This is a genomic window from Arthrobacter sp. NQ4 (assembly GCF_029077345.1).
Lineage (GTDB): Bacteria > Actinomycetota > Actinomycetes > Actinomycetales > Micrococcaceae > Arthrobacter.
This window is the reverse complement of sequence record NZ_JARETC010000004.1, coordinates 119,302-136,424: the sequence shown is the minus strand read 5'-3', so window position 1 is coordinate 136,424 and position 17,123 is coordinate 119,302. Positions and strand designations below refer to the sequence as shown.

13 protein-coding genes are annotated in these 17,123 nt (G+C 67.2%); 5 read left to right on the top strand and 8 right to left on the bottom strand.

The window, feature by feature from the left end; translation table 11 throughout:
* Window positions 1–2: 2 nt before the first annotated feature.
* The 6 genes from PUN51_RS09150 to glyA are packed head-to-tail and all read right to left on the bottom strand — an operon-like array spanning window position 3 to window position 7,991.
* The gene (locus tag PUN51_RS09150; protein ID WP_275180659.1) at window positions 3–1,418 is read right to left on the bottom strand and encodes an L-serine ammonia-lyase; all 1,416 of its coding nucleotides are present in this window, start codon (window positions 1,416–1,418) and stop codon (window positions 3–5) included.
* On the bottom strand, window positions 1,418–2,068 hold the full coding sequence (locus PUN51_RS09145) for a sarcosine oxidase subunit gamma (protein WP_275180658.1): 651 nt from the start codon (window positions 2,066–2,068) through the stop codon (window positions 1,418–1,420). The genes PUN51_RS09150 and PUN51_RS09145 overlap by 1 nt, the downstream gene beginning before the upstream one ends.
* The gene (locus tag PUN51_RS09140) at window positions 2,061–5,003 is read right to left on the bottom strand and encodes a 2Fe-2S iron-sulfur cluster-binding protein (protein WP_275180657.1); all 2,943 of its coding nucleotides are present in this window, start codon (window positions 5,001–5,003) and stop codon (window positions 2,061–2,063) included. The genes PUN51_RS09145 and PUN51_RS09140 overlap by 8 nt, the downstream gene beginning before the upstream one ends.
* Window positions 5,000–5,404, bottom strand: a complete 405-nt coding sequence (locus PUN51_RS09135; RefSeq protein ID WP_224023396.1) for a sarcosine oxidase subunit delta — start codon at window positions 5,402–5,404, stop codon at window positions 5,000–5,002. Before PUN51_RS09135 ends, PUN51_RS09140 begins: the two co-directional genes overlap by 4 nt.
* A 29-nt stretch (window positions 5,405–5,433) precedes the next feature.
* Entirely contained in the window at window positions 5,434–6,654 is a 1,221-nt protein-coding gene (locus PUN51_RS09130; RefSeq protein WP_159630241.1) for a sarcosine oxidase subunit beta family protein, read from the bottom strand.
* The gene (gene glyA / locus PUN51_RS09125; RefSeq protein WP_275180656.1) at window positions 6,651–7,991 is read right to left on the bottom strand and encodes a serine hydroxymethyltransferase; all 1,341 of its coding nucleotides are present in this window, start codon (window positions 7,989–7,991) and stop codon (window positions 6,651–6,653) included. Before glyA ends, PUN51_RS09130 begins: the two co-directional genes overlap by 4 nt.
* Window positions 7,992–8,116: 125 nt before the next feature.
* Between glyA and PUN51_RS09120 the strand changes: the two genes are divergently transcribed.
* Window positions 8,117–8,785, top strand: a complete 669-nt coding sequence (locus PUN51_RS09120; RefSeq protein ID WP_159630237.1) for a GntR family transcriptional regulator — start codon at window positions 8,117–8,119, stop codon at window positions 8,783–8,785.
* Window positions 8,786–8,804: 19 nt separating this feature from the next.
* On the opposite strand, the gene PUN51_RS09115 is transcribed toward PUN51_RS09120, so the two are convergent.
* Window positions 8,805–9,857: a tartrate dehydrogenase gene (locus PUN51_RS09115; protein ID WP_275180655.1), complete on the bottom strand. Its 1,053-nt coding sequence runs from the start codon at window positions 9,855–9,857 to the stop codon at window positions 8,805–8,807.
* Between the two features lie 135 nt (window positions 9,858–9,992).
* Here PUN51_RS09115 and PUN51_RS09110 point away from each other — a divergent pair, with 135 nt between their 5' ends.
* Window positions 9,993–11,906 (top strand): amylosucrase, encoded by a 1,914-nt coding sequence (locus PUN51_RS09110; protein ID WP_275180818.1) that lies wholly within the window; start codon window positions 9,993–9,995, stop codon window positions 11,904–11,906.
* A gap of 100 nt (window positions 11,907–12,006) precedes the next feature.
* Window positions 12,007–12,861 carry a prephenate dehydratase gene (locus tag PUN51_RS09105; RefSeq protein ID WP_275180654.1) on the top strand — a complete coding sequence of 285 codons (855 nt, stop codon included), beginning with the start codon at window positions 12,007–12,009 and terminating at the stop codon, window positions 12,859–12,861.
* On the opposite strand, the gene PUN51_RS09100 is transcribed toward PUN51_RS09105, so the two are convergent.
* On the bottom strand, window positions 12,834–14,756 hold the full coding sequence (locus tag PUN51_RS09100) for an FAD-binding monooxygenase (RefSeq protein ID WP_275180653.1): 1,923 nt from the start codon (window positions 14,754–14,756) through the stop codon (window positions 12,834–12,836). The genes PUN51_RS09105 and PUN51_RS09100 overlap by 28 nt on opposite strands.
* A gap of 234 nt (window positions 14,757–14,990) precedes the next feature.
* Between PUN51_RS09100 and PUN51_RS09095 the strand changes: the two genes are divergently transcribed.
* The gene (locus PUN51_RS09095) at window positions 14,991–16,457 is read left to right on the top strand and encodes a fumarylacetoacetate hydrolase family protein (RefSeq protein ID WP_275180817.1); all 1,467 of its coding nucleotides are present in this window, start codon (window positions 14,991–14,993) and stop codon (window positions 16,455–16,457) included.
* Complete coding sequence (locus PUN51_RS09090; RefSeq protein WP_275180652.1) at window positions 16,450–17,115, top strand: GntR family transcriptional regulator; 666 nt, start codon at window positions 16,450–16,452, stop codon at window positions 17,113–17,115. The genes PUN51_RS09095 and PUN51_RS09090 overlap by 8 nt, the downstream gene beginning before the upstream one ends.
* The last annotated feature ends 8 nt before the right edge of the window (window positions 17,116–17,123 follow it).

The following is a 17,123-nucleotide window of genomic DNA, read 5'->3' as shown; positions in this document are numbered from 1 at the left end:
GCTCAGCACTCGATCACATTCACGGCGAGGCCTCCTCGGGAGGTTTCCTTGTACTTGGTTTTCATGTCGGCTCCGGTGTCGCGCATGGTCTTGATCGCCTTGTCCAGCGAGACCTTGTGGCTGCCGTCCCCGTGCAGGGCCAGCCGGGCCGCGTTGATCGCCTTCACGCTGGCGATCGCATTCCGCTCGATGCAAGGGATCTGCACCAGCCCGCCCACGGGATCGCAGGTCAGGCCCAGGTTGTGCTCGATCCCTACCTCGGCGGCGTTTTCCACCTGCGCCGGCGTTCCGCCAAGCACTTCGCAGAGCCCGGCCGCAGCCATCGAGCAGGCGGAGCCCACCTCGCCCTGGCAGCCCACTTCGGCGCCGGAGATGGAGGCGTTGGTTTTGAACAGGATTCCGACGGCGGCCGCCGCCAGCAGGAAGCGGACCACACCGTCGTCGTCGGCTCCCGGAACAAACTTCACGTAGTAGTGCAGGACGGCCGGCACGATGCCCGCGGCCCCGTTGGTGGGGGCGGTGACGATCCGCCCGCCGGCGGCGTTCTCCTCATTCACGGCCAGCGCGAAGAGGTTCACCCATTCCATCGCGAGCAGCGGGTCCGCCGGTGCCTGGACGGGCGACGGCGACGCTGCCGCGGCTTCGGCGGTGGCGGCCGAGGCCGTCAGGGTGCGGAACAGGGCGGGCGCCCGCCGGGTGACGTTCAGGCCGCCGGGCAGGATGCCTTCGGCGTTGCACCCGTTCTCCACGCATTCGCGCATGACGGCCCACAGCCCGAGCAGCTGCTCGCGGAGTTCCGCTTCGCTGCGCCAGGTGAGTTCGTTGGCCAGCATGACGTCGGAGATGGACATGCCTTCGCGGCTGCAGATCTGCAGGAGTTCGTCGGCCGTGGAGAAGGGGTAGGGCAGCACGGTGTCATCCGGCACCACCTTGTCCCCGCCTTCGGCATCGCCGTCCACCACGAAGCCGCCGCCGATCGAGTAGAAGCTCCGCTCGCTCAGGACGGCACCTGTGTGGTCCAGGGCCCGGAAGGTCATGCCGTTGGGGTGCGCGGGAAGGGACTTGCGCCGGTGGAGCACCACGTCCTCTTCCCAGTTGAAGTCCACCCGGTGCGCCCCGGCGATGTGGAGTTCGGCGTCCAGCGCGGCGGCTGCCACCTGGTCGTCGGCGGTGGTGGTGTCCACGGTTTCCGGGTCCAGGCCCTTCAGCCCCAGGACCACTGCCTTGTCCGAGCCGTGGCCGCGGCCGGTGGCGCCGAGGGAGCCGAACAGTTCGGTCTGGACGCGGGCGGTGGCGGCCAGCTGGCCGTCGCCTTTCAGTCCGTCCGCGAACAGCTTGGCCGCCCGCATCGGGCCCACCGTGTGTGACGACGAGGGCCCGATGCCGACGGAAAAGAGGTCAAGGACGCTGAGCGCCATCAGGGGACCTCTGGCGAGGCGTACTCCCGCATGGCGTCCAGCAGCCACCGGCCCAGGAACTCGGCGAAGGAAGCGCGGGGGAAGATCCGGAAGGACTCGTCACCGGTCTTCCACAGGATGGCGGGGATGTTCGCGATTTCCGTGGAGAAGGCGGTGCCGGCCTTGAAGACCCGCGGGTGCAGGTCCAGCGAGCAGCCCTTTTCCAGGACGGCGCGGGCCCGGGGGCCCGTCAGTTCGAACGTGGTCCGGTTGGCGGACAGGTCCACCACCTGGCCCGCGTCGCCGCCCAGCGCGTCCCGGAGCGCGGGGATGAGGTCCCCGCCCAGGGATTCGTGCGCCTCGGTGGGTGCAACCACCAGGTACTCGGCGGGGCCGAGCCACAGGACGGACACGTCGCCGTTTCCCGCCACGGCACCGGAGCCGGCGGGGAGGCCGCCGGTGACACCGGCCAGGCGCTCCGCCGCGGCGGATCCTGCGAGGGCCCGGAGGCCCACCATGGTCAGGAAGGGCACCTCGGAGATTTCAACGGTGCCGGCCAGTGAGCCGGCCGCGAAGTCTTCCGCCAGCTGGCGCGCCGGGCTGACGCGGGCGGCGAGGTTCTTCTCGGCGTTGGTTTTTGCGGAGGTCGGGGATGCTGCTGTTTCAGCCATCTTTACGGGTCCCTTCAGAGTCAAAAAGCACTGTTTCTGCGACAACCACGTCCACCAGCTGGTCGCCGGCGGCTGCCACCAGCGTTTCGCCGATGCGGTTGCGTCCGTTCTTGATCAGGGCCAGGCCGAACGACCGGCCCAGCGCTGCGCTGTGGTAGCTGGAGGTAACGAACCCTTCCATCGGCACGGGGCCGTAGGCGGGGTTGGTGGAGCGTCCCTTCTCCACCAGCTGGGTGCCTTCCGGCAGGCGCAGCGTGCCGTCCACGGGAAGGACGCTGACCAGGTGCTTGCGGTCCTCACGCTGGGCGTCGGACCGGGTGTAGGAACGCTTGCCGATGAAGTCCTTGGCCTTGGAGACGATCCACTCCATGCCCGCGTCCTGCGGGGTGACGGTGCCGTCCGTGTCCTGCCCGACGATCGGGTAGCCCTTTTCGGCACGCAGCACGTGCATGGTTTCGGTGCCGTAGGGGGTGATGTTGAAATCGGCACCGGCGGCGGCCACGGATTCCCAGGTGTTCAGCCCGTACCAGGCCGGGACGTTGATCTCGTAGGCAAGTTCACCGGAGAACGAAATCCGGCAGATCCGGGCGCGTACGCCGGAGGCGAGGGTGGTTTCGCGGAAGGTCATGAACGGGAAGGCTTCCGCGTCCAGGCCGCCGTTGGCCGCCAGTTCGGGCGCCACCTTGGCGATGACCTCACGGGACTTGGGCCCGACGACGGCGATGGTGCTCCACTGTTCGGTGACGGAGGTGCAATGCACGTCCAGTTCCGGCCACTCGGTCTGCAGCCATTCCTCCAGCCAGTCCAGTACCTTGGCGGCACCGCCGGTGGTGGTAGTCATGAAGTAGGTGTCGTCGTCGACGCGGAGGGTCACGCCGTCGTCGAAGATCATGCCGTCCGGGGTGCACATGACGCCGTAGCGTGCCGAGCCCGGGGCGAGCTTCTTGAACGCGTTGGTGTACATCCGGTTCAGGAACTCCCCCGCGTCCTTACCGCGGATTTCGATCTTGCCCAGGGTGGTGGCGTCCATGAAGCCCACGGATTCGCGGACAGCGGCGCATTCGCGCAGCACGGCAGCGTCCATGTCCTCCCCGGCCTGCGGGTAGTACCAGGGCCGCTTCCACTGTCCAACGTCTTCGAACAGCGCGCCCTTGGCTACGTGCCAGGGGTGGATGGACGTAACGCGGGCGGGGTCGAACAGTTCCCCGCGCTGGCGTCCGGCCAGGGCCGCGAAAGCCACCGGGGTGAAGGGGGCGCGGTAGGTGGTGGTGCCGATGTCTCCGATGCCGCGGGAGGCTTCGCCGGCGGTGCGCAGGGCCGCGGCGATGACGCCGATGGCGTTGACGCCGGAAGTCTTGCCCTGGTCGTTGGCCGTGCTGATGGAGGTGTACCGCTTGATGTGTTCCACCGAGCGCATGCCGGCACCAGTGGAGCGGAGGACGTCCGCCACGGACTGGTCGCGCTGGAAGTCCACGAAGTGGTGGTGCCAGTCATCCGGGGTGCCGTTCTCGCCCGGCACCAGCCACAGCTGGCGGGTGGGGGCGGAGGCCTTCGGGTCGCCGAACACGGAGGGTTCGACGGCGGATTCGAAGCCTGTGGCGATGGCCGCCCTGGCGCCAGCGAAGATGCCCTCCGCGACGCAGTCTTCGGTGGCGAACGAGCCGCGACCGGCGCCAATGGTCTGCTGGTCGGGTACCTCGGTGCTGGGCACGAAGGCTGCCAGCTCCTCGTCCCAGCGCAGCTTGCCCTGGCGCTGGGAGTGCAGGTGGACCAGCGGGCTCCAGCCGCCGGACACAGCCAGCAGGTCTGCCGCGATCTGCTCGACGCCGGAGGTGAGCTCGCCGTCGTCGTTAATGCTGCGGACGGTCACGCCGTCCAGCCGGCCGTCGGCACCGGCGGAGGTGTTGGCCACCGCGCTGCCGATCAGCACCCGGATCCCGGATTCGACGGCGGCAGTCGCCGCTGCGGTCAGGGCCGGACGGGCGTCCACCACGGCGGCGACCTTGACGCCTGCGGCGGCGAGGTCGGCGGCGACGGCGTAGGCGCTGTCATTGGTGGTGCTGATGACCACGCGCTTGCCGGCGGCCACGCCGTAGCGGTTCAGGTAGCTGCGCACGGCGGAGGCGAGCATGATGCCGGGGCGGTCGTTGTTCTCGAACACCAGGGGGCGTTCGTGGGCGCCCGGGGCGACGACCACCTGGCTGGCACGGATGTGCCAAATCCGCTGGCGGGACACCCCTGCGGCTGCGGGGCTGGTGAGGTGGTCGGTTCGGTTCTGGACGGCGATGACGTAGTTGGCGTCGTAGGCGCCGAACGCGGTGGTGCGGTTCAGGACCGTGGACTCGGCGCCGGATACCAGCTCGGCTTCAACGTCGGCCACCCATTCCAGGGCGGGCTTTCCTTCGATGGTCTCGGCAAGGCCGGGAGCGGTGGAACCGGAGAGCAGCGAGCCGCCGAGTTCGGGCTGGTCATCGAGGAGCATGACCCTGGCGCCGGTGCGGACAGCCTCGCGGGCTGCGGCGAGCCCGGCGGGGCCGCCACCGATCACCAGGACGTCGGTGTGGACGTACTTCTTGTCGTATTCGGCGCGGTCGTCCTCCGGGTCCAGCTTGCCCAGGCCGTTGAGCAGGGTGGCCTGGAGTCCGTCCACCAGGGAAACGGTGGTGGCGGGGAGCATGGATTCGGCCACGTGGCCGGGGAAGCGGGCTTCCACGCGGACCAGGGCGTTGGCCTCCTCCACCCCGGCGGACATGATGCCGCGGGGGCGGTCCTCGTAGAGGGAGTTGCCGGCGGCGATGCGGCCGTTGGCCAGCAGCGCGGAGGCCAGGGTGTCACCGGGGTGGCCGGTGAACTCCTCGCCGTCCACGGTGAAGCGCCAGGAGATGGTGCGGTCGATGCGGCCGCCGGTAGCCAGGCGGGCGTTCTGGGAAGTCACTTGGTCGCTCCTTCCGGGGCGGTGGTGCTGAGGATGCTCGTGGTGGAGGTGCTGGGTGCGGCACTTCCCGTGGTGGTGCTGTCAGGGCCGGTGCTGGCGGTCCCGGTTTCGGGCGCGCCGTCCGGGGAGCGGTCAGGCCGCTTCGCCCCCATCGGGTAGATGGCCTTGATGTCGTAGCTCACGGTGTCGCGGAGCATGTTGAACCACTGGCGGCAGCCGGTGCTGTGGACCCAGCGCTCGGCGAAGATGCCCTTGGGGTTCTCGCGGTAGAAGAGGTAGCGGGACCACTCCGTGTCGCTCAGCTCGTTGGGGTTCTCGGGGTACGGGACGTGGGCCTGTCCCCCGTAGTGGAATTCGGTTTCGTCCCGCGGGCCGCAGTTGGGGCATGGGATCAGCAGCATGTGCGTTAGTCCTTTTCTGGTGGCGGCGGCTAGTGGGCCACGGCGGCGGCGCCGTGTTCGTCGATGAGGGCGCCGGTTTCGAAGCGTTCCAGCGAGAACGGCGCATTCAGCTTGTGCGGGGCGCCGGTGGCGATGGTGTGCGCGAAGGTCATGCCGGCAGCAGGGGTGCCCTTGAATCCGCCGGTTCCCCAGCCGCAGTTCACGAACATGTTCTCCACGGGAGTGGTGCCCACGATCGGCGAGGCGTCCAGGGTGGTGTCCACGATGCCGCCCCAGGTGCGGAGCACGTGGGCCCTGGCGAAGATGGGGAAGAGTTCGACGGCGGCCGCCATCTGCTGCTCGATCACGTGGAAGGAACCGCGCTGGCCGTAGCCGTTGTAGGAGTCCACGCCGGCGCCCATGACCAGTTCGCCCTTGTGCGCCTGGGAGACGTAGACGTGCACGTGGTTGGACATAACTACTGTGGGGTGGACGGGCTCGTGCAGTTCGGAGACCAGGGCCTGCAGGGGGTGGGACTGGATGGGAAGCTGGAATCCGGCCATTTCGGCCAGGACGGAGCTGTGGCCTGCGGCGCAGAGCCCCACCTTCTCCGTGTTGATGGTGCCGCGGTTGGTCTTGACGCCCACCACGCGGTCGCCGTCCTTCAGGAAGCCGGTCACCTCGCAGTTCTGGATGATGTCAACGCCCATTTCGTCGCACTTGCGGGCGAAGGCCCAGGCCACGTGGTCGTGCTTGGCGATGCCGGCGCGGGGCTGATAGGTGGCGCCCATGACGGGGTAGCGGATGTTGTCGCGGATGTTCAGGATGGGGCAGAGTTCCTTGACCTGCTGCGGGTCCAGCCATTCGGCGTCCACGCCGTTGAGCTTGTTGGCACCGACGCGGCGCATGCTTTCGCGCACATCGCCCAGGGTGTGGGCCAGGTTCATCACTCCGCGCTGGCTGAACAGGAAGTCGTACTCGAGTTCCTCGGGCAGGATTTCCCAGAGCTTGAGGGCCTGCTCATAGATGGCCGCGCTCTCGTCCCAGAGGTAGTTGGAGCGGATGATGGTGGTGTTGCGGGCCATGTTGCCACCGGCGAGCCAGCCCTTTTCGAGGACTGCAATGTTGGTCATCCCGTGGTTCTTGGCCAGGAAGTATGCGGTGGCCAGGCCGTGCCCGCCGCCGCCGACGATCACGGCGTCGTAGGAGGACTTGGGTTCCGGGTTCCGCCAGAGGAAGTCCGGGTGCTCCGGAAGGTGCTGGGTGCTCACTGGGCGGCTCCAATCAGGTCTGCCTCGATGCCGGCCAGGTTGGCATCGGTGGAGAGGTGCGGGTAGAGGGGGAACTTGCCGGCCAGGGCCGTTACGCGTTCCCGGAGTTCGACGGCGGTGTCCCCGGGGAGGGTGCCGGTGCCGGCGGAGGCAATCAGGGCCGTGGCGATGATGTCCGCAACCTCGGTGAACTCGGCGGCGCCGAAGCCGCGGGCGGCCAGGGCGGGGGTGCCGATCCGGAGGCCGGAGGAGACCATCGGCGGGCGGGGGTCGAAGGGGACCGCGTTGCGGTTGACCGTGATGCCGATCTGGTGGAGTGCGTCCTCACCCTGCTGGCCGTCGAGTTCGGAGTTGCGGAGGTCAACCAGGACCAGGTGGACGTCGGTGCCGCCGTTGACTACGGAAATGCCCGCGGCTGCGACGTCGTCCTTGAGGAGTCGCTCGGCCAGCAGCTTGGCGCCCTGCAGCACCCGTTCCTGGCGTTCCTTGAATTCGGGGGCGGCAGCGAGCTTGAACGCCACGGCCTTGGCGGCCACAACGTGCTCCAGCGGACCACCCTGCTGGCCCGGGAACACAGCGCTGTTGATCTTCTTGGCGTATTCCTCCTTGGCCAGGATGACGCCGCCTCGCGGACCGCCCAGGGTCTTGTGCGTGGTGGTGGTGACCACGTCCGCGTACGGGACGGGGTTGGGGTGCAGGCCGGCGGCGACGAGTCCGGCGAAGTGCGCCATGTCCACCATGAGGTAGGCGCCCACGAGGTCGGCGATGCGGCGGAATTCGGCGAAGTCCAGCTGGCGGGAGTAGGCGGACCAGCCGGCCACGATCAGCTTGGGCTTGTGCTCCAGGGCCAGGGCTTCCACCTCGGCCATATCGATCCGGAGGTCTTCCTCGCGGACGTGGTAGGGAACCACGTTGTAGAGCTTGCCGGAGAAGTTGATCTTCATGCCGTGCGTGAGGTGTCCGCCGTGCGCCAGGGAGAGCCCCAAGATGGTGTCGCCCGGGTTCAGCAGGGCGAACATGGCGGCGGCGTTGGCCTGGGCACCGGAGTGCGGCTGCACGTTGGCGAACTCGGCGCCGAAGAGTGCCTTCACGCGGTCGATGGCCAGCTGCTCGATGACGTCCACGTGCTCGCAGCCACCGTAGTAGCGCTTGCCCGGGTATCCCTCGGCGTACTTGTTGGTGAGCACCGAGCCCTGGGCCTCCATGACGGAGGACGGAGCGAAATTCTCCGACGCAATCATTTCCAAGGTGGACTGCTGGCGGTGCAGTTCCTGTGCCACAGCGGCGGCGACGTCGGCGTCGACCGTGGCGAGCGAGGCGTTCAGTACGTCCTGCATTGTTCTCCTTCTGAGCCCTTCGGAGTTACTGACCTATAACTGATCTGTAACTGATATATTAGAACTGTCGTAATAGTATGTTCCAGATCACTTGGACGTCAATAGCACTCCTGGGAAGGCTCGAAATGAGCGTCACATTAGAGAACCACCTGGCCGGCGACGGGGACCTCTCACTCTCCGAACAGGCCTACCGGCACCTCCGCGACCGGCTCATCATGCTGGACATCCGGCCGGGCGAGGCAATCAACGACGGCAAACTGGCCGCCGAGCTCGGGATCGGCCGGACGCCGGTCCGGGAAGCCCTCAAGCGGCTGGAAAGCGACCACCTGGTGGTGTCCTATCCCCGCCGCGGAACGTTCGCCACCATCGTCGACATCACCGAACTCGCTGACGTTTCGGAGCTGCGCGAATCCTTGGAACCCTTGGCCGCACGCCGGGCCGCGAAGCTGGCAACGCCGGCGCTGCGGGCGGAAATCCGGGAAACCGCGGCCGCGATCTCCACCATGGGCGACGACGACGATCCCTACGACCTCATGCGGTACGACATCAAGGTCCACCGGCTGATCTACCGGGCCGCCGCCAACGCGCACCTCGAGGACGTCCTGATCCGCTACGACAACCTGGCCACGCGCATCTGGTGCATGGTGCTGGAAAAGGTACCGTCCGTCGCGTCCCACATTGCCGAACACGTTGAGCTGCTGGAGGCAGTGGCCGACGGCGACGCGGACCGGGCGGGCAAGCTCGCCCTGGAGCACGTCACCAGTTTCGAGCAGGCCATCCGGAACGTGCTCTAGCCGTCGTGTACAACCGCAGCTACCGCAGCCGGGCCCGTACCTCCTGCGCGAATTCCATCGTGGTGGCCGAGCCTCCCAGGTCCGGTGTGGTGATGCCGTCTGCCAGCGCCGATTCGAAAGCCCCGGTGAGGGACTGCGCGGCCGCCGCCTCGCCCAGATGGTCCAGCATCATGGCCGCAGCCCAGAGCGCGCCGACCGGGTTGGCGATGCCCTTGCCGGCGATGTCCGGGGCGGAACCGTGGACTGGCTCGAACATCGAGGGGTGCCGGCGCTCGGGGTTCAGGTTGGCACTCGGGGCGATGCCGATGGAACCGGCCACTCCGGCCACGAGGTCGGACAGGATATCCCCGAACAGGTTGGATGCGACGATGGTGCGGACGCTGGTGGGCTTCATGACCAGCCGGGCCGCGAGCGCATCGATGAGCACCTTGTCCACCATGACGCCGGGGAACTGTTCCACTGTCCGTGCCACCACTTCGTCCCAGAACGGCATGGTGTGGATGATGCCGTTGGATTTGGTGGCCGAGACCAGGATGCCGCCGCGTTTCGTTGCGGCCTCTGCCGCGTAGCGGGCCACCCTGCTGATGCCGGCTTTGGTGAAGACGCTCTCCTGGACGGCGAATTCAGCGTCCGTCCCCGCACCGAAGCGGCCGCCGATCTGCGAGTACTCGCCTTCAACGTTTTCCCGGACCACCACGATGTCCAGGTCCTCGAGGCCCGGCATCGCTCCCTTGACCCCGGGCAGCAGCTTCATGGGGCGAAGGTTGACGTACTGGTCAAACTCCCGGCGGATGGGAATCAGCAGTCCCCACAACGTCACGTCGTCGGGGACGTCGGGGGTGCCCACCGCTCCCAGGTAGATCCCGTCGCCGCTGCCGAGCTGCTCAATGCCGTCAACGGGCATCATCCGGCCGGTTTTGACGTAGAGGTCGCTGTTCCAGTCACGGACACGCCAGTTGACGGTGAAGCCATGCAGCCCGGCCACAGCATCCACGCACCCCATGGCTACCTCGGTGACGTCCACGCCGATGCCATCACCGGGAATCGAATCGATGGTGTAGGTGCGGGTCATGGCTGTCCAATCATTCGTGGTTTGTGCGGTGCGTAAAGCTTAGAGGCAGCGGCCGGGTATCCGGGTGTGACGTGGAATACTTCCGTACAAGCGCGCCGGACGTTCCGGCGCGACGTTCTGAAGGGGCAGGTGGCCATGCAGGAATTCGTCAACGAGGACGAAGAGGCCCGGCGGCATGTCCTGGCAGTGCTGGCGGCTGAGCGCAGCCGGGGGCTGCGCCCCGACCCGGACTTCGACCGGAGGATGGCCCGGCACTTTCCCACCCTCCGCAGCCTCTTCCATTCCCTGTACGGTGACCGGACGGACTGGCTGGAGCAGCTCTCCGCGCTCGTGGTGCAGAGCGCAGCCTCCTGGCAGGAACGCCCGCAGGAACTGAAAACCCTGGACGCCGAACGGGAGGCGGACCCGGACTGGTTCCAGTCCAACCGGATGCTGGGCGGCGTCTGCTATGTGGACCGCTACGCCGAAAGCCTCGAAGGGGTCCGCGCCCGCATTCCGTACTTCAAGGAACTGGGCCTCACCTACCTGCACCTCATGCCTTTGTTCCTGGCGCCGGAACCACATTCGGATGGCGGGTATGCGGTCTCAAGCTACCGTGAGGTCAACCCAAGGCTGGGCACCATGGAGCAGCTGCGCTCCCTGGCAGCGGAACTGAGGGACAACGGCATCAGCCTGGTGGTGGACTTCATCTTCAACCACACCTCGGACGAGCACGACTGGGCCCGGAAGGCAGCCGCCGGGGACCCGGAATACAGCGGCTACTACTGGATCTTCCCGGACCGGACGCTCCCGGACGCCTTCGAGGCGGACGTGCGGGAGATCTTTCCCGAGAACCACCCCGGGTCCTTCATCCAGATGGCGGACGGCCGGTGGGTCTGGGCCACGTTCCACACCTACCAATGGGACCTGAACTACTCCAATCCCGACGTCTTCCGGGCCATGGCGGCCGAGATGCTGTTCCTTGCCAACCAGGGCGTGGACATCCTGCGCATGGACGCGGTGGCGTTCATCTGGAAGCAGCTGGGTACCCCCTGCGAGAACCTGCCGCAGGCGCACACGCTGCTCCGCGCGTTCAACGCGGTGTGCCGGCTGGCGGCGCCGGCGCTGCTGTTCAAATCCGAGGCCATCGTGCACCCGGACGAGGTAGCGCTCTACATCGACCGCAAGGAATGCCAGCTTTCCTACAACCCGCTGCAGATGGCCCTAATCTGGGAATCGCTGGCCACCAGGGATGTCTCGCTCCTGGCCCAGGCGCTGCACCGGCGGCACAACATCCCGCAGGGCACGGCGTGGGTGAACTACGTCCGCAGCCATGACGACATCGGCTGGACCTTCGCCGATGAGGACGCCGCCGAACTGGGCATCAACGGCTTCGACCACCGCCGCTTCCTGAACTCCTTCTACGTCAACCGTTTCCCGGGCAGCTTTGCCCGCGGCGTCCCGTTCCAGGACAACCCCAAGACCGGCGACTGCCGGATTTCAGGCACGACGGCGTCCCTGTGCGGCATGGAGGTGGACCCGGCTGAGGCGGTGGAACGGATCCTCCTGGCCCATTCGGTGCCCTTCAGCACTGGCGGCGTCCCGCTGCTGTACCTGGGCGACGAGGTGGGGCAGGTCAACGACTATGGGTACGCGTCCGAGCCCGGCCACGAGGAGGACAGCCGCTGGGTGCACCGGCCGCATTTCCCCGCGGAGCAGTACGCCCGCCGCCTGGACCCGGCCACGCCGGAAGGAGCTGTGTACGCCGGGCTGAAGCGGATGATCGAGGTCCGGACCAGCACCCCCGGACTGGCGGGGACCACGCTGATCGATTTCGGCACCAACAACCGCGCAGTGCTCGGCTACCAGCGGCCGGGCGCGACGGAGGACGATCCCACCATCCTGGCCCTGGCCAACTTCAGCGACTCCGCCCAGACCCTCCCGGCTGAAACGTTCGGCGGCTTCTCCCCTGCCGCCGTCGACCTTCTCTCCGAAGCAGCCATGCAACTGGACGACGGCGTCACCCTCCTCCCCCGGCAATACCTCTGGCTGCGCGTCACGCCCCTCTAGCCCCAACTGGGTAGCGCGAAGTGTCGTTTTCGCGCCCCAAAGCGACACTTGGCGCTACTCAGTTGGGCGGGCGGGGGCGGGGCGTGAAACCATACGGATCATGGCCTCCAAGATTGCGTACCAGGGTGAGCCCGGCGCCAACTCCAATATCGCGTGTCAGCAGATGTTCCCGGACATGGAAAGCGTGCCGTGCGCCAGTTTTGAGGATGCCTTTGAGCTGGTGACCAGCGGCGAGGCGGAGCTGGCCATGATCCCCATCGAGAACTCGATCGCCGGCCGGGTGGCGGACATCCACATCCTGCTGCCGCAGTCCAACCTGCAGATCGTGGGCGAGTACTTCCTGCCCATCCATTTCGACCTGCTGGGCATCCCGGGCAGCACCATTGAAGGCGCCACGGAGGTCCACAGCCACATCCACGCGCTGGGCCAGTGCCGGAAGCTGATCCGCGAGCACGGCCTCAAGCCCGTCATCGCCGGCGACACTGCCGGTTCGGCCAGGGAGGTGGCGGAATGGAACGATCCCCGCAAGCTCTCCCTCGCTCCCCCGCTGGCCGCCGACATCTACGGCCTGAAGGTCCTGGCCTCCCGGGTGGAGGACGACCCCTCCAACACCACCCGCTTCGTGGTCCTGGCGCGCGAAAAGGCACTGCCGGCCCGGGACGAACTTCCCGGACCGGCAGTCACCAGCTTTGTGTTCCGGGTGCGCAACGTCCCGTCCGCCCTGTACAAGGCACTGGGCGGCTTCGCCACCAACGGCGTGAACATGACCCGGCTGGAAAGCTACATGGTGGGCAACGAGTTCGCGGCCACCATGTTCATGGCTGACGTCGAAGGCCACCCCGAGGACCTGCCGCTGAAGCTGGCCCTCGAGGAACTGGACTTCTTCACCACCGAGGTGCGGATCCTCGGCGTGTACGCCGCGGCCGACTACCGGGCCGCGGCCGCAACCGCCTGACGCGGTGCCGCGGGGGCGGCCTTCAGCAGCGGCGTGAAAAACGCGCCCAGCTCCGCGGTTGCCGTCAGCGGCAGGACATTGGCCACGTACTGGTCCGGGCGGACCACCACCACAACGCCGCTGCGGTCCAGGCCGCGGAGGTCGAAAATGTCCGCCTTGGGATCCGTGGCGTACACCTTCTCGTAGTCGGTCAGCTTGAACGGGCCTACCAGCGGCTTGAAGACGGCGGGCACGGCATTGATGTCGACGGCGGTGTGCGGCTGCTGGTAGATGACCTTCAGGTCGAACCACGCGTCCGGGTCGGCGCTGGCAGGGGTGGCAGCCAGCGGGGACTCCGGCGAGTTCGCGAACCACTCGGCGAGCATGTCCGTTGCCGAGTTGGTGCCCGGCAGGGCTGGGTCCGCGAAGACGTAGATCCGCCAGCGGCCGTCGGCGGTGGCGTGGTGGCCCAGATGGAGGGGGTTGGTGTCCCCCACCCGGACCACGGGTGCAGACTTGAAGCGCTTGCCAACGGGGAATCCGGCGGCCAGGTCCTGGTGGTCGGTGCTCCCAATGATCAGGGACGGCGTGTACTGCGTCATGAAGCCGGCAGGGAATTCCGCGGTCTGCACGTAGAAGTCCTCAAGGTCGGAAGGGTGTTCGAACTCCTCCGGCTTCTTGGCCATCATGGTGGACCATTCCTTGTCGAAGTCGATCAGATTCTTCGCCACCACCTGGCGTTCCTCGGAGTAGGTGCTCAGCAGGCTCTCCGGGCTGCGGCCCTCCAGGACATGCCCCAGCTTCCAGGCGATGTTGAAGCCGTCCTGCATGGACACGTTCATCCCCTGGCCGGCCTTGGCGCTGTGGGTGTGGCAGGCGTCCCCGGTGATGAACACCCGCGGGGTGCGGGTGCCGCGCTCGGCCGGCAGGACGTCGTCGAACCTGTCCGTGAGCCGGTGGCCCACCTCGTAGACGCTGTGCCACGCGACGTTCCGGACGTCCAGCGTGTAGGGGTGCAGGATCGCGTTGGCCTTGGCGATGATCTCCTCGATGGTGGTGTTGCGGACCGAGTGCTGGCTGTTCGGATCCACTTCGCCCAGGTCCACGTACATGCGGAACAGGTGGCCGCCCTCGCGCGGGATCAGCAGGATGCTGCCCTCGGCACCCTGGATGGCGCACTTGGTCCGGATGTCCGGGAAGTCGGTGACGGCCAGCGTGTCCATGACGCCCCAGGCGTGGTTGGCCTGTTCGCCGGCAAGGGTGCAGCCGATGGCCTGGCGCACCTTGCTGCGCGCACCATCCGCGCCCACCACATACTTGGCGCGGACAATCCGCTCCTGGCCTTCGTTGGGTCCGGCGGTGTGGCGGAGGGTCACGGTGACGGGGTAGTCGCCCTCGCCGGCCACCGTCAGGCCCTCGAAGTCGTAGCCGTAGTCAGGCTTGAGGCGTGTGGGCGAGTTCGCGGCAAATTCCGCGAAGTAGTCCAGCACGCGGGCCTGGTTGACGATCAGGTGGGGGAACTCGCTGATGCCCATCTCGTCATCCACGGCCCGGGCAGTCCGGATGATGTTCGCGTGGTTGGCGGGATCCGGCTTCCAGAACGCCATCTCGGTGATGCGGTACGCCTCGGCGATGATCCGCTCCGCGAAACCGAAGGCCTGGAACGTCTCCACGCTGCGCGCCTGGATGCCGTCGGCCTGCCCGATGGCGAGCCTGCCGGGGCGGCGTTCGATGATCCGGGTGGTCACGTTGGGGAACATGGACAGCTGGGCCGCGGCGAGCATGCCGGCAGGTCCGGTGCCCACGATGAGGACGTCCACTTCGTCGGGAAGTTCCTCGGAGCGGTTAAGGCCGACGCCGGCCGCCGGCTGGATTCGCGGGTCACCGGATACGTATCCGTGGTGGTGGAACTGCACGGGCTTTCCTCACTTCGTTGTGGATGACTATCGGGATTGAGTGTGTTCTATATCGGAACACGTAATTCGATAATCGAAACTATAAATCCGGCTTCCACTGTACGCCCCATGTGATCCGGGCTACAAGTGCCATCGGTCAGCTTGTCAAAAGCCTGGAAAATCGGGGGGTTGACCGGCGGCGCCTGATGGGTGATAGTGATCGTATACGATTTCGTACCTGATGAGGAGAAGGCTTTGGAGCAGGTCAACGGCGACACCCTGGCGGCAGCACGCAAGGTGATCGCAGTGCACATTAACTACCCCAGCCGGGCCGCCCAGCGCGGCCGCACCCCGGCCCAGCCGTCCTACTTCCTCAAGCCTTCCAGCTCGCTGGCCCTGGGCGGAAGCCCCGTTGAGCGGCCCGCCGGCTGCGAACTGCTCGGCTACGAGGGCGAGATCGCCCTGGTGATCGGCAAGGCCGCCCGCCGTGTTTCCATCGAGGACGCCTGGAACCACGTCGCGGCCGTTACCGCCAGCAACGACCTCGGCGTGTACGACCTCCGCTACGCGGACAAGGGCTCCAACCTCCGGTCCAAGGGCGGCGACGGGTTCACCCCCGTGGGACCGGCACTGATCCCGGCAGACGCCGTCGACCCCGCCAAACTGCGGATCCGCACCTGGCACAACGGGGACCTGGTCCAGGACGACACCACCGGGGACCTGCTCTTCCCGTTCGCCCGGCTGGTGGCGGACCTCTCCCAGCTCCTCACGCTCGAGGAAGGTGACATCATCCTCACCGGCACGCCGGCCGGCGCCTCGGTCGCCAAGCCGGGCGACGTCCTGGAAGTGGAGGTGGACACCGCGGACGGTGCGTTCTCCACTGGGCGCCTCGTCACCACCGTCGAGGAAGGCACGACGGCGTTCGCGGACTTTGGTGCCCGGCCCAAGGTCGATGACCTGCAGCGGGAGGAAGCCTACGGTTCCCGTGAAGCCGCGGGGCTTGCCGCCGTCGCGCCTGTCCTCACTCCGGAGCTGAAAGCCAAGCTGGAGTCCGTCGCCACCGCCACCCTGTCCTCCCAGCTGCGCAAGCGGGGCCTTAACAACGTCAGCATCGACGGACTGCAGGCCACCCGCCCGGACCGCCGCGTGGTGGGACTGGCCCGCACCCTGCGCTACGTCCCCAACCGCGAGGACCTGTTCAAGACCCACGGCGGCGGCTTCAACGCCCAAAAGAAGGCCATCGACTCCGTGAACGAAGGTGAAATCCTGGTCATGGAAGCCCGCGGCGAAAAGGGAACCGGCACCGTGGGCGACATCCTGGCCCTCCGCGCCCAGGTCCGCGGCGCCGCTGCCATCATCACCGACGGTGGCGTCCGGGACTACTCCGCCGTGGCGGACCTGGAGATGCCCACCTACTTCGCCAATCCGCATCCGGCTGTGCTGGGCCGCCGCCACATCCCGTGGGACACGGACATCACCATCGCCTGCGGGGGCGCCACCGTGCAGCCCGGCGACATCATCGTGGCCGATTCCGACGGCATCCTGGTGATCCCGCCGGCCATCGCCGAAGAACTGGTGGCGGACTGCATCCAGCAGGAGAAGGAAGAAACCTTCATCTTCGAGATGGTCAAGCAGGGCAACAGCGTGGACGGCCTCTACCCCATGAACGCCGAATGGCAGGCCCGGTACCAGGAGTGGGAAGCAGGAAACCACAATGACTGAGGCCACCATGGTTGCCGGCAGCAAGTCCGAGCAGGCATACCAGTCCGTCAAGGCCCGGATTGTCGAAGGCACCTATACCCCCGGCTACCGGCTGGTCCTGGGCTCCATCGCCAAGGACCTGGGGTTCAGTGTGGTCCCCGTCCGCGAAGCCATCCGCCGGCTGGAAGCCGAAGGCCTGGTGACGTTCGAACGCAACGTGGGCGCCACCGTGGCCGGCATCGACCCCACCGAATACCTCTACACCATGCAGACCCTCAGCATCGTGGAAGGTGCCGCCACCGCGCTGTCCGCCCCGCTGATCGATCCCGCAGCCGTGGCCAGGGCCCGCGCCGTGAACGAAGAGATGCGCGAATGTCTGGACCACTTCGACCCCGTCCGGTTCACGCAGCTCAACCAGGACTTCCACAGCGTCCTGTTCGAGCACTGCCCCAACCCGCACATCCTGGACCTGGTGCACCGCGGCTGGAACCGGCTCGCAGCCATCCGGTCCTCCACGTTCCGCTTCGTCCCGGGCCGCGCCCGCGATTCCGTGGATGAACACGAAAACCTGCTGAAGCTCATTGAAACCGGAGCCGACGCAGAGCAGATCGAAAAAGCCGCCCGGCTCCACCGCTCGGCAACCCTTGACGCATATCTCGCCCAAGCAAAGCACCAGTAAGGACTTCA